The sequence below is a fragment of the Alkalihalobacterium alkalinitrilicum genome (assembly GCF_002019605.1).
GTDB classification, from domain to species: Bacteria; Bacillota; Bacilli; order Bacillales; family Bacillaceae_F; genus Alkalihalobacterium; species Alkalihalobacterium alkalinitrilicum.
Window position 1 is genome coordinate 2,865,566 of record NZ_KV917368.1, and the last position, 12,824, is coordinate 2,878,389.

13 protein-coding genes are annotated in these 12,824 nt (G+C 36.0%); 4 read left to right on the top strand and 9 right to left on the bottom strand.

Translation table 11 applies throughout. From position 1 onward, the window contains the following. Positions 1-92 precede the first annotated feature (92 nt). The 7 genes from BK574_RS13760 to BK574_RS13790 form a co-directional block, all read right to left on the bottom strand. Positions 93-2,246: a transglycosylase domain-containing protein gene (locus tag BK574_RS13760; protein WP_078428997.1), complete on the bottom strand. Its 2,154-nt coding sequence runs from the start codon at positions 2,244-2,246 to the stop codon at positions 93-95. A gap of 237 nt (positions 2,247-2,483) precedes the next feature. Beyond that, positions 2,484-3,116 (bottom strand): response regulator transcription factor, encoded by a 633-nt coding sequence (locus tag BK574_RS13765; protein ID WP_078428998.1) that lies wholly within the window; start codon positions 3,114-3,116, stop codon positions 2,484-2,486. An 80-nt stretch (positions 3,117-3,196) separates the two neighbouring features. After that, positions 3,197-4,243 (bottom strand): sensor histidine kinase, encoded by a 1,047-nt coding sequence (locus tag BK574_RS13770; protein ID WP_078428999.1) that lies wholly within the window; start codon positions 4,241-4,243, stop codon positions 3,197-3,199. Then, positions 4,243-5,028, bottom strand: a complete 786-nt coding sequence (gene liaF / locus BK574_RS13775; RefSeq protein WP_158211658.1) for a cell wall-active antibiotics response protein LiaF — start codon at positions 5,026-5,028, stop codon at positions 4,243-4,245. The genes BK574_RS13770 and liaF overlap by 1 nt, the downstream gene beginning before the upstream one ends. Before the next feature lie 42 nt (positions 5,029-5,070). After that, on the bottom strand, positions 5,071-5,931 hold the full coding sequence (locus BK574_RS13780) for a DUF4097 family beta strand repeat-containing protein (protein WP_158211659.1): 861 nt from the start codon (positions 5,929-5,931) through the stop codon (positions 5,071-5,073). A 94-nt stretch (positions 5,932-6,025) separates the two neighbouring features. After that, the gene (locus tag BK574_RS13785; RefSeq protein ID WP_078429002.1) at positions 6,026-6,694 is read right to left on the bottom strand and encodes a PspA/IM30 family protein; all 669 of its coding nucleotides are present in this window, start codon (positions 6,692-6,694) and stop codon (positions 6,026-6,028) included. 13 nt (positions 6,695-6,707) lie between these two features. Next, positions 6,708-7,130 (bottom strand): LiaF transmembrane domain-containing protein, encoded by a 423-nt coding sequence (locus BK574_RS13790; RefSeq protein WP_078429003.1) that lies wholly within the window; start codon positions 7,128-7,130, stop codon positions 6,708-6,710. Positions 7,131-7,421: 291 nt separating this feature from the next. On the opposite strand from BK574_RS13790, the gene BK574_RS13795 reads away from it, so the two are divergent. From BK574_RS13795 to BK574_RS13805, 3 genes are all read left to right on the top strand, one after another. Then, complete coding sequence (locus tag BK574_RS13795; RefSeq protein WP_075387574.1) at positions 7,422-8,141, top strand: cytochrome c biogenesis CcdA family protein; 720 nt, start codon at positions 7,422-7,424, stop codon at positions 8,139-8,141. A gap of 474 nt (positions 8,142-8,615) precedes the next feature. Continuing rightward, positions 8,616-9,794 carry a M20 family metallopeptidase gene (locus tag BK574_RS13800; protein WP_078429004.1) on the top strand — a complete coding sequence of 393 codons (1,179 nt, stop codon included), beginning with the start codon at positions 8,616-8,618 and terminating at the stop codon, positions 9,792-9,794. Positions 9,795-9,915: 121 nt separating this feature from the next. After that, positions 9,916-10,233 (top strand): hypothetical protein, encoded by a 318-nt coding sequence (locus BK574_RS13805; protein ID WP_078429005.1) that lies wholly within the window; start codon positions 9,916-9,918, stop codon positions 10,231-10,233. A gap of 64 nt (positions 10,234-10,297) precedes the next feature. On the opposite strand, the gene BK574_RS13810 is transcribed toward BK574_RS13805, so the two are convergent. Beyond that, complete coding sequence (locus BK574_RS13810; RefSeq protein ID WP_078429006.1) at positions 10,298-11,080, bottom strand: SDR family oxidoreductase; 783 nt, start codon at positions 11,078-11,080, stop codon at positions 10,298-10,300. A gap of 176 nt (positions 11,081-11,256) precedes the next feature. Here BK574_RS13810 and BK574_RS13815 point away from each other — a divergent pair, with 176 nt between their 5' ends. Next, the gene (locus BK574_RS13815) at positions 11,257-11,865 is read left to right on the top strand and encodes a TetR/AcrR family transcriptional regulator (RefSeq protein ID WP_078429007.1); all 609 of its coding nucleotides are present in this window, start codon (positions 11,257-11,259) and stop codon (positions 11,863-11,865) included. Between the two features lie 139 nt (positions 11,866-12,004). On the opposite strand, the gene BK574_RS13820 is transcribed toward BK574_RS13815, so the two are convergent. Continuing rightward, positions 12,005-12,733 (bottom strand): EcsC family protein, encoded by a 729-nt coding sequence (locus BK574_RS13820; RefSeq protein WP_142247967.1) that lies wholly within the window; start codon positions 12,731-12,733, stop codon positions 12,005-12,007. Positions 12,734-12,824 lie beyond the last annotated feature (91 nt).

Here is a 12,824-nt window from a genome sequence, read left to right on the forward strand (position 1 = left end):
TTGGAACAAAAAATTTCAAATTTTAAAATTTAAATTAAAAAAGTGTCAGGTATCTCATAATAGAGCCTGACACTTCTTTTATTTTCTACCTCTTATAATCCAAATGGACGAGAAACAGGGGAAACGTTAGAGGCTGGCCCCTCCCTGTCAGTTAAATAATCGTAGGGAACTACGAAATATTCATGTAAATGGAATAAATTAATACTACTTATTAAGTACTCACCGCTCCCATCAATGAAACCAATTTTTTGAGCACCACGCTCATTTGTTACCTCGTATATATGATAACGAACTCGTTCATCCTCAGAATGAGTCCAATTCAATTTAACACTTAATAACCGTTTACCACCAAAAGCTAAAGAAGCCTTTAGATCTGAAACCTTTTCAAGTACAATCGGCGGGTCAAGATCATGAACCGCCATTGGTCTTGAAAAGCTAGTACTTTTAAGATCTTCTGGCAAATCATTTAATATTTCTTTAAATAATGCTGTAGGATAACTACTCCCACCTTTTAGATATGATGTTTCTGTTGTGCGATCATGTCCCATCCATATCGCTCCGACAACATTAGGTGTATATCCAGCAAACCAAGCATCTCTTGCCCCTCCACTTATGGCAGTAAACGATGTTGTTCCTGTCTTACCAGCTAACGGTTCATTTGTAAATCCAGACATAGCAGTCCCTTTACTAACGACCAACTCAAGCATTCTCGTTAAATACCATGCTGTTTGTTCTGAGAACACTTGCTTTTCATTACCTTCATTATTGACTTTTAGCAGTTGACCATCTTGATCATACAATTCTTTAATAAAATAGTGATCCACATATTTTCCCTCATAAGCAAGTGTACGGTAAGCTTTTGTTACCTCAAGTGGCGAAAACCCCTCTGTCATTCCCCCTAATGCAAGTGCTAATCCATCATCTTCCGTAGATAAATCAAGTTGATCTAAAAAAGATTTTCCTCTATCGACTCCTAATTCATTAAATAGCCAAACAGCAGGTGCATTCAATGAATAAGTCAAGGCATCGACTAGTGGTACTTCACCTTTATATTCCTGGTTATAATTTCTCGGTTCATACCCATCATAGTTGATTAAATTATCATTTAACATGGAATACGGATGATACTGGCCTGTTTCAATGGCAGGTCCAAAAACAGCTAATGGTTTAATCACAGATCCTGGTTGTCGTCTCACATTTACTCGGTTTATTCCTTTACTCACATACTCTCTTCCACCTTGAGCAGCAAGTACCCCTCCTGTTTGTACATCCATTAGGACAATTGCACTTTCTACATTCGGGTCTTCACCTGGAAAATGTTCATTTTCTTGAAACTTTTCATAGACACTTTCTTGGAGTTCTACCTTCATCGGTACAATGATCGTATACCCACCCGTTAAAAGCTCTTCACTCGATATCTGATACTTCTGTTCCGCTTCATCTAGAACCATATCAATATATGTTAGATACTCCTCTCTTTTACTAACCTGATTTTGTTGAATAGCCACTGTTTTACCTTGTAACCTAACGGCTTCTTCAGGTGATAAATATCCATTTCTTTCCATTACACTTAAAACAACATCCCTTCTTTGTTTACTTCGTTCTGGATAGTTAATAGGAGAATATGCATTAGGTGCTTTCGGAAGGGCTGCTAATAATGCTCCTTCTTCTATCGTTAACTCTTCTACGTCTTTATTAAAATATAGTTTAGATGCCGCCTGAATTCCATAGGCACCATGTCCAAAATAAATTCGATTTAAATAAAATTCAAGAATTTCTAACTTGCTATATTTCCGTTCTAAATTCATCGAAATTAGAACTTCTTTCGTCTTTCGTAAAAACGTTTTCTCATGACTTAGAAAAGTATTTTTTACGAGTTGCTGAGTAATCGTACTGCCACCCTCTACTTTAGAACCTGCTAATATATCACGATACAAAGCTCTACCAATCGATCGAAAATCAACGCCTTGATGATCAAAAAACCTAGTATCCTCTATTGCTACAAATGCTTCTACTACATAGTCTGGCACTTTTTGAATAGCGACATTTTCTCTATTTTCAATAAATAACTTCGTTAACAAGTTTCCTTCTTCATCTACTAAAGAAGAGGCATTGTGCATTACTAGTTTTTTGTTATCAATCACATAATTCCCAGCTAATATAATGGATAAATAAATAATAAATCCCATACCTATTGCTAAAAGTACTATCATTACACTACTTACGAATAGTCGTCTTTTCGTCATCAGCATCACCTTTTGTCGAATCCTATTACGACTCATTATAATATAGATTGAAATCTAATAAAAACTATGCATTCCTAGATAACAATGAGTTTGAACATCAGCATGAATTAGAAAACTACGCATGATTAGCAAAATGCCAAACACAATGTCTTTTAATAACTTGTTAATCCTCTAGAGGAACTTAAAATGTAAATACAAAAAAATGTCTAAGCTGGAATTGAACACTTAGACATTTGATTAGTTCACTAGACCGTGACGATGTGCATATATAGCAATTTGTGTCCGGTCGTCTACATTTAATTTGGCTAATATGTTACTCACATGTGTTTTGACTGTTTTAATTCCTATATACAACTCGTCAGCTATTTCCTGATTAGTTTTCCCTATTCCAACTAGTTTCAAAACATCTAACTCTCTTAGTGTAAGCTCATCATGCGGAACTCTTTTTTGTTGATTTCGCATCCGTTGCATCATTTTGTTCGTTACCTGGGACTCTACAATTGCTTCACCTTGGTGTGCCGCTCTAATCGCTTTAGCAATTTCAGGGGCTCTTGTTGTTTTTAATAAATAACTAAATGCACCTGCTTCGATTACTGGATACACTTTTTCATCATCAACAAAGCTAGTAAGAACAATCACTTTTACTTTCGGGAGTTGACTCGTAATTTGTTTTGTTGCTTCAATCCCGTCCATAACTTCCATCACTAAATCCATTAAAATAATATCTGGTTGCATTTGTAACGCGAGGGCTACTCCTTCTTTTCCATTAGTTGCTTCACCTACAACTTCAATATCATCTTCCGTTGATAAATAGGCACTTAACCCCATTCTTACCATTTCATGATCATCAACAAGTAAAACTTTTATCAAATCTACTCACCTCCAATTACACCGTTTACCGAGAAAAAACGTCTTATATAAGGATTCTTCCTTTACATTCGTACGTTTTCTTAAAGTGATACAATCGGAACCATTGTTTCTACTTGTGTTCCTTTATTCGGAATTGAAATGATCTCTATTGTTCCCCCGATTTCGTTAATTCGCTCTTTCATTGTTTGTAGCCCATATGAACCCATTTTTTGATCGTTAAATTCAAATCCAATTCCGTTATCAATAATCTTCAAACGAAGTTGATCCTGAATTTGTCTCAAATGAAACTCAACTCGTGAAGCTTTCGCGTGCCGTAAAATATTAGATAGTGCTTCTTGAACCATTCGGAACAATTGATCTTCAATACCTTTTGGAATCGTACTCGTCTTTTCTATTTTTGCGTCTATGTGTATACCATGCTTCGAATTTATTTCTATCAACAACTCTTGAATTCCTTCTTGCAAGTTTTTCCCTTCGAGATGAGCAGGTCGTAAATGCAAAAGGAGAGCTCTCATTTCAGACTGTGCCGTCGATGCCATCTTTTCAACCATTTCAATTTGTTTTGCCGCTTTTTCGATATCTTTTTCCAATGTATGTGGTAAAGCTGCTGTCATCATCGATATAGCAAACAATTGTTGGCTTACAGCATCATGTAAATCCCTAGCAAGCCGCTGTCTTTCTTCATTGATCGCAGACTGTTTAATCGTTTCCTGCCACTCAGCTCTTTCTGTTGATAATTTTTGCAATGATGCAACTTGACTCTCTACTCTTTTCACCATTTCATTAAGATGTTTGCCTACTAAGCCAACTTCATCTGCACCTAAGTCAGGAAAGCGATAGGAAAAATTACCTCGCTCTAATGACAATGTTCCTTGTTGTAAAATTTCTAGTCTCTTCTTCACCTTATCTCCTGTTATATAGCCAAAAGCTCCACCAATGATAATGGCAACAACAGGGATTACAAAAATGAGCGGAATACCGATTAGCTTTTTTCTTAATAAGACTGCAAGCCCTTCTGCTTCACCATAAGTCAAAATAAAAACAACAAATAAAGCCACCAACAAACTAATCCATAATGAATTTCGGACCATCTGCCATTGAATATTAGCCAAAAGAACTCTTTTCATTACACATACCTCACGTCAATATCGCCAATAAAAAGAGATAAAACTAGTTTAACCCGGCGAGGTGCTTGCTTATATTCTTTCGTCGCAATCGCTATATTCCGATTAATTCCACTTTGTCTACTATCTAAAATGTCTAAATCTCCAATCGTAACCATCGCTTGTACGGAAAGATCTAAGTCGTACGGAGCATAAACATCGATATCTCCAATCCACCCATGAATAATAATGACCGTTTCACCTTCTGGAATAATCGCCTTAGAAAGGTCAATTTTGATATCACCGATGCCATTACGAATGTTCATATCCTGCAATTCATAACGGTCAGATAATAAGCGAAAATCACCAATAAGAGCACTTCTAAAAGAAGGCGTCGAATGCACTTTTTTTACAGGTTCTTCTTGTTTTGGCTTTTCTTTAATAATCGTAGCTTCCTCTGTTTTCCCAAGGGCATCAATTTCTTTATCAATATCAAATGATCCATGTTCTTTTGTCTTTTGGCTACCAGTCAGCAATCGATACCCAAAATATATAAAAACCATGGCTACTATAATTCCCGCAATATTAATCCCTACTACGTTATCAAAAAAAGTGACTAACCCTATCAATAGGAAAATAATACTTAACCATCTGTGACCTCTTCGATAAAAAAATAAACCGATAACAAAGAAAATAAGGGGACCGATTAACAAGCCAAGATGAAAATTAAATCCAATTGTATTGAACAATGCACTAAGCCCAATGAGTATAATAATTATGCCGATGAGTACATTTCTTGACGCGTGCATATTGTCCTCCTTCCTTAAACCACTGCTTGTTCCAAGCATTGCTTAGTCTAGCCGAATATCACCTAATGTTGTTGACACTTTCACTTTCTTATCCCCATCATTTACAATACCTCGATAAGTCTTTCCACTCTGTTCTAAATTAATTGGTAAATTTATAGAGACATCTCCTAATGTAGTACTTGCATCTAGTTCAAAAGAAGGTTCTGGTATTCTTACTCGTATATCCCCTGCAGTTGTTTGCAAACTAATGTCTCCATTCTCCTTCGCATATTCGACCGTAATGTGACCTGCCGTATTACTCCCATTTAAGTTTCCTGTAAACTTCTCTAAACGAAAATCTCCTGCAGTTCCTTTGAGATTAGTTTCTGTTGTTATAAGGTCTTCCGCATGAAAGTCACCAGCTGTCCCACTAAAGGTTAAATCACCCATTGTCCCAGATAAACCTCTTACATCACCTGCTGTCATTTTCACATTTAATTCGCTTAAGTTAAGGGACGATTGAAACATTAAATTGCCAACAGTATTCTCAATATGCACCGCTTTGTTATAGTTTTCTGGAATAAGAATAAGAACCGTTACAGAAGATTTACTCGTATTAAAAAAGAACCATCTTTTATTACTCTTTATCTCAATTTCTAAATTTGAATTTCCTCTTTCTGAAGTTACAATATTATACTTAGATGAATCCCCTATCACCTCAAGCTTTAATTCATTACCTGAGTACTGCTCAACCTTCAAATCAGCAACAGTGGTTTGAATAGACAATTTGTCAATTGTATCGATGTTGATCCCTTTTTCACTAACTGTACTCGTTCGATTTGAATTTAATAGTGGTTGGATTATTGTACCAAATGCAATAACAATCCCGATGAAAATAAGCAAAACACCTAAGGAACGTTTCAATGGTTTCATCCTCTCTTTTCAAGTCTTCTTCATTTTACTATAGCTATAAGAAAGGAAGATAGGAGTATTTTTCCTTTCCCCTACCTTACCTACTTTATACGTTTATTTGAGGATGAATTTTTTCTTTTAGTTTTACAAATTCTTGTTCAATCGGTTCATAATTCTCTAATTCTTTTGTATTACTATTCGTTAGTAACTCATGTTTACTTTTATTAACATTAACTTTTGTTTCCATTTCAAAAATTTTCTCTTCCATTCTTTGAAAACCTGCTTGTGCCTTTTCATGGTCAAATCGTTCCATCGCATCGTCCATCGTTTGTTTAGTTTTTGCTGCATTTGCTCTTGCAATTAAAACCACTTTTTTATCTTTCATTTCTTGGTATTTATTTCTCATTTCATAAAGCTGATCTTTTAATTCCTTAATTTTTCCTTCATTTTGTAAAATGACGTCTTCATACTGAGAAACTTTTTCTTCATATTGCTTTTTTGACAATAAGGCTTTTTTCGCAAGTTCTTCTTCTCCAGCTCTTAGGGCTAGCTCTGCTTGCTCACCTCGTTTTTTCATGAACTCAGCTGCTTCAATTTTTTGCTTCACAAAACTTCCTTTGATGGTCATTTGTTTCGTAATGGCTTTTTCTGCTGATTGAATTTCTTTTTCCATATCACGTAAGTATTGGTTCAACATTACGACTGGATTTTCTATTTGATCTAACCCATCATGAATGGTTGCTACTGTTAAATCACGAATTCGTTTAAAGATCATTTTATTATTCCTCCTATGATTTCAAATGATTTTTTTCTAAAAATTTATTCCACTCATCATCGAATGCATCTGTACGGCTTTTCATTTCATCTGATGATGTTACTGCTACTTCTTCTCGATCTTTCTCAAAAGGGTTTTTATTTTTTTCCCCCGTAAAAAGTCGGTATCCAAAATAAATGATTAACGCTGCAATGAAAATACCTGCAAATATATGAACATGGCCAATCGCAAGAAGTAAACCAAAGATCAAAATGGCCATTCCAAAAATGTTAGATCCAGTATCAGATTTCATTTTTCGATAACCATAAATGATAAGTAGTACCGATATGGTTAAACCAAGCAAACCTCCGATTTGAATTCCTAATGTTTTTAAGAAAAGATTTGCTCCAATAAAGAGAAGAATCATCCCAAATACAGCTTTACCAGTCCAATTCATTTCCTCGCCTCCTTTGTTTTAACTACCTTTATTGTAAACATCTAAGAAACGAACGATAACGAACATGAGAATGGTTTTAGTCTCGGTCTCGAGACGGATCATTTTTCAGACTAACTTCACAAATCCTACATATTTTCCAATTATCATTAATTTGTAACGGTATTCGTTTTTTTTATTTAAATAAAATCAGTTATAATGACGGTATTACTTGAATACTTGTCTTCTTTTTTCATAGAGTAATTAAAAGTAAGAGTACAACACTCAAAGTGGAATATTAAACGAGGTGAAATTATGGTAGAAATTACAATTTGGTTAGCTTTCTTTGCAGGAGTTATTTCGTTCTTATCTCCTTGTATTTTTCCATTAGTCCCAGCTTATTTAGCTCAGCTAACAGGAACGTCAGTTAGTAACAATCAAATCCAAGCCGATCGTTCCCTGATCCTCTCAAGAAGTATAGGATTTATTATCGGCTTCACAATTATATTTGTGATGCTCGGGGCATCTTCAACATTTGTCGGACGTATTTTCCTTGAAAACCAACTATTGATTCAACAAATTGGTGGAATCATCATTGTTGTTTTCGGCTTACAAATGGCAGGTATTATTTCCATCTCCATGTTACTTAGTGAGAAACGGTTAAAAAAGGAAACACCGAAAAAATCGACAAGCTTTGCCAACTCGGTCTTCTTCGGATTATTTTTTGGCGCTGGTTGGTCGCCGTGTATCGGACTTGTCCTTTCATCAATTCTTCTTCTAGCGATGGATTCAGAAACGATGTTTAAAGCGATGTTCATGCTTTTCATTTATTCAATGGGTCTCGGTGTACCTTTTATTCTGGTTGCTTTATTATGGTCTCGTTCATTACACAAATTGAGAAAATTCAACCGTATTATTCCTAAAATTCAAAAAGCAAGCGGGTATATCATGATTATCCTCGGAATTTTATTATTCACTGGGAAATTCGCAGCAATCGCAGCCTACTTAACACGTTTTCAACTGTTTAACCTTTGATAAAGAAAAATGGAAGGCTCTTGATTAGCCCTGACAAGCAAATGTTTTGACAGGCGAAAGTCCGCTCTTTGACTTTTGTCCTGTCAAGTTATTTAACCTCGAAGGGCTAGAGCCTGCAACTAGACAATGAAAAGCGGAAGGCTCTTGGTTAGCCCGACTAGCAAATGTTGTGGCATATGAAAAAAGGGAGAGGCTGGGACAAAAGTACTTTAGTCAAAGAAAAATCGGAACTAATCAAATTCTTCGTTTAGAATTTCAATTAGTTCCGATTTTTGTATTTATAGGCTTCTTTATCCTGCTATTATTCGCCTTTAGAGTTGAGCTTTTTGGTTATGTCACAGCCTCTCTTTTTTGGTAATTCGTGGAGAACATGCAATTCTAATAAAAGAGAAAATATTTGGAAATAAAGGAATATTTCACTCGTTCCACGAACTATTATAGTAAGAACGCCATTTTAGTTTTGAGGTGATAGTCATGAAAGAACAACTTAATAAAGGGTTAGACTCCATATATTCAGAAATGGTTGATATTCGCAGGTACTTACATCAATATCCTGAACTTTCATTTCAAGAAGAAAAAACACCAGCATACATCGCTGAGTTTCATAAAAAGCTTGGACATGAAGTTAAAACAGGTGTAGGTGAAAGAGGTGTCGTAGCTTACCTCCATGGAAAGAAACCTGGAAAAACGATTGCACTTCGCGCCGATTTTGATGGTTTACCCATTCAAGACGAAAAAGAAGTTCCTTATAAATCAAAAATAGATGGGGCTATGCATGCTTGCGGGCATGATGGGCATACAGCAAGTCTCCTTAGTTTGGCTAAAGTGTTGAACAATATGAAAGATCAATTAGCAGGCACTATCGTATTTATACATCAACACGCAGAAGAATATGCTCCAGGTGGGGCTATTGCCATGATTCAAGATGGTTGCTTAGAAGGTGTAGATTATATTTTTGGGACTCACTTATGGGCAACTGAACCATTAGGAAAAATTCAATATCGAAAAGGACCAATAATGGCTGCAGCTGACCGTATCGAAATTGAAATTCACGGGCAAGGTGGTCACGGAGCTATGCCTCATTTAACAAAAGATGCAGTTGTTATTGGTGCACAGCTTGTGACAAACTTGCAACAACTGGTCAGTAGAAGAGTAGATCCGTTAAAAGCAGCTGTACTTTCCATTGGTTCATTCGAAGCTAAAAATGCATTTAACGTTATCGCTGATTCTGCAAAGTTAATTGGAACCGTTCGGACATTCGATGAAGATATGCGCACTAAAATGGAACAAGAAATTAAAAGAATTGTAGATGGTACAACTTTAGCTGCAGATGTATCAGCTACGTATCATTATTTTAGAGGATATCCAGCCGTCGTGAATCATGAAGATGAAACGGAAGTGGTAGCTACTATATCAAACAAAGTTCCTGGAGTTTATGAAGTTGAGAATATGGCACCTCAAATGGGTGGTGAAGACTTCGCCTATTATCTCCAACATGTAAAAGGTTCTTTCTTCTTTACTGGAGCGAGAAACCCAGAATGGACAATTGCTTATCCGCATCACCATCCTAAATTTGACTTTGATGAACGGGCTATGCTAATCGCTGCAAAAACTTTAGGCCACCTAGTGCTACATTATATATCCGACAACTGATGACGCTAACGCTCAATCGGTAAGACAATGAACGTTTTCACTTTTGGTGGAAACGTTCATTTTTTTATGGAACTTAAGACATACTAAATATTAGCGTAAATGAAAAAAAGGAGAGAAGCTAGTGCCACGGAAATCAGCCACAACAAGTGAAGAAAAGGAAACAGAAGGTTCAACTGAATACGTAAAAAAACAAGATGCTGAAATCGATCATCTCAACCGCTTGTTAGCGGCAGTATTGACCTATTTATCGGACGATGAAATTGAAGAAATTGATATTGACTATCTTTTGAATAATACAGATGGGTTACGAGAATGGTGGGATCAGTACAGGGAACAAAACCGTAAGCAGATTGAACAAGAAATCAAGAAATCTCTCAGTGTACTCTCTTTAGAAGAACTTGAAAGTATACGTGAAAAAATTAAAGAAAAAAGGATGTGAGGGGACCAATCCACACATCCTTTACACCTCTATGTCCTAATCGCTATTTAGGACAACTTTTCTATTAGTATTTATACGATTGGCCACCATCAATTGGAATAACGGCCGCGTTAATAAAATCAGCTTGATTTGATAATAGAAATGCAACTAAATATCCGACTTCTTCAGGTTTACCGAAACGCTTCATCGGATTTACGCTGACAAATTCTTTACCTACTTCTTGCCAATTTTGTCCACCGATTTGTTTCAAAGATCCTTCAACCATAGGTGTCATAATTGCACCAGGGGCAATCGCTTTAATACTTACGCCAAATTGTCCATATTCCACACCTGAATTACGTGTTAAGCCAACAACTCCATGTTTACTAGCGGCATAACCTGATTGGTTTCCAACACCACGTATACCACCTACAGAAGCAGTATTGACAATTGAACCGAAACCTTGTTTTTTCATGACTTTCAATACGGACTTCATGCCATAAAAGACACCATTTAAATTCACGCTAACAACACGATTAAATTCATCAATACCAAAATCCTCTGTCAAATCTTGTTTTCCTTCTATACCTGCGTTGTTGAAAAAACCGTCAATCTTCCCAAATGTATCGACTGTAAATTGAACGTATTTCTCTACATCTTTTTCGTCTGCAACGTTCGTTTCTACTAATTCTACTGCAGCTTCAGGTGCAACTGTGAGAATTTGTGCTTTACTTTCTTCTAATGCACTAGTGTTCAAGTCTACGAGAACAAGCTTCGCACCTTCTTTTGCAACTTCTAAAGCCGCTGCTCTTCCTAAACCTGATCCTCCACCAGTAATGATAACTACTTTGTCTTCAAATCGTTTCATATCCAATCTCTCCTTGCTACAATATTTTATATATGATGTGTTAAGATATTTTTAACTATAATTTAAGTGTAAGCCTGTACGAAGCATACCTCAATCACTAATATATGTTGATCTGTTGACCTAATCGACACTTTTACAAATTATGTAGAGTTTTTAGATTTAGGAGGAAGAGTAGCATGACCGTGCAACCGAGAAAATTGTCAAAACAAAATGAACGAACAAAATCTCATTTTAAAAAAGCATTTATTTCATTAATAAATGAACGAGGCTTTAGCCATGTCTCCATTACCGATATTGTGAATAAGGCGCAATATAATCGGACTACTTTTTATTTGCATTACATGGATAAGCAACACTTGACCGAAGAATTACAGATTGAAATGTTCGATGCCATTAAACGTACGAGCATGGATCGATACGTCAAAGGAGAAATTGTCAATATTGAAAAAATGGGGCCACGTTCTTTTGAGTTAATGCACTTTATTTATGAAAATCAAGATTTCTTTAACCTCTATTTACAAAAAGATACCATCCCTGGCATACACCAGGATTTACCAAGAGCAATTTATGAAATATTGGATGAAAATTTTGTTTTATATGCAAAAAAACATAGTACCATTAACTCCTCAGCACATAAGCTTTATATGGCACATGGTACTGCTGGCTTAATCTTAGAATGGATAAGAAAAGGCTACACAACTTCAGCAGATGCTATGTCTTTGCAATTAATTGAAATCCTCCAATCCTTCGCAAAGGGCTTCACGATTGTTAACATAACAAAATAGTAAGTAAATTCTAATATAAGCAACCTCTTGTTTTGATTTATACATTTTACCAGAATAACTAAGAAACGCTAGGGAACCCTAGCGTTTGAGTGTTTCATTCTATATTCTTGTAAAAATATATAATGCGTATTGACTTATTTTATAAGTTTAAAATTCTCATACGATAACCATTCTTTGCAGTTTCACCAAGCACATCTAAAAAGTGATAATTGGCTGCTGCACCAACAATGGCTCCAAAACCAGGTATGAGCTGAAGCATTTTTACTAAATCAATGTGATCACGATATTCAAGTTGAAACTCTTTCCAATTAATATTCTCTAGATACTCTTGTTCTGTAGGAATCGTATGAACATATTTTTCCCAGTTAGAGACAATTTCATAAACTTCTTTTTTCTTCTCCTCACTTGAAAAAGCCAGTTGAAATAAATATAGAATGAACAAGCGTTCTCTAAAGTCATTCACATCATATCCATAGCAGCTTGCAGTTTCAAAAAGAAACTTCATCTTTATACCTAACAATAAAGGGAAATCAGCCATACCTAAAAGAATTCCACCTGCTCCAGTACCTGCACCTTCTACTGCGGCCGCCCTTTTATATTTATTGATAGCTTCGTCCACTATACGTTCCCGCTGTTCAAAGTTTTTATCTTTGACCAATTTTACCGATGTCGTATATTCTGAACCAATTAATGTGGCATGAACCATTTTTTTTATACTTGCAGTAACAATGTGATGAACTTTCTCGGGGATCATCTGATTGACTTTATTTTGGAACCTCTTTGCAAGACGCCCTGTCATAGACTGGCGCTTCTCCATCTTTCGTTGCCAACTGCGAAGCTCGTCTTTTACTCTATCATCCGTTATCATAGCAACCCCCTTTCTATAAAGTGAAACTTCCATCAGTAAGGGGTTTTCCTCTTCCCCCACTGATGGTTAGTTGAGGCCCACACGATGTCGG

Coding starts and splice junctions, on each gene's coding strand:
- BK574_RS13795 (WP_075387574.1), top strand. CDS start 7,422: ATGGTAGAAATTACAATTTGGTTAGCTTTCTTTGCAGGAGTTATTTCG.
- BK574_RS13815 (WP_078429007.1), top strand. CDS start 11,257: ATGACCGTGCAACCGAGAAAATTGTCAAAACAAAATGAACGAACAAAA.
- BK574_RS13810 (WP_078429006.1), bottom strand. CDS start 11,080: ATGAAACGATTTGAAGACAAAGTAGTTATCATTACTGGTGGAGGATCA.
- BK574_RS13800 (WP_078429004.1), top strand. CDS start 8,616: ATGAAAGAACAACTTAATAAAGGGTTAGACTCCATATATTCAGAAATG.
- BK574_RS13785 (WP_078429002.1), bottom strand. CDS start 6,694: ATGATCTTTAAACGAATTCGTGATTTAACAGTAGCAACCATTCATGAT.
- BK574_RS13820 (WP_142247967.1), bottom strand. CDS start 12,733: ATGATAACGGATGATAGAGTAAAAGACGAGCTTCGCAGTTGGCAACGA.
- liaF (WP_158211658.1), bottom strand. CDS start 5,028: ATGCACGCGTCAAGAAATGTACTCATCGGCATAATTATTATACTCATT.
- BK574_RS13770 (WP_078428999.1), bottom strand. CDS start 4,243: ATGAAAAGAGTTCTTTTGGCTAATATTCAATGGCAGATGGTCCGAAAT.
- BK574_RS13790 (WP_078429003.1), bottom strand. CDS start 7,130: ATGAATTGGACTGGTAAAGCTGTATTTGGGATGATTCTTCTCTTTATT.
- BK574_RS13760 (WP_078428997.1), bottom strand. CDS start 2,246: ATGACGAAAAGACGACTATTCGTAAGTAGTGTAATGATAGTACTTTTA.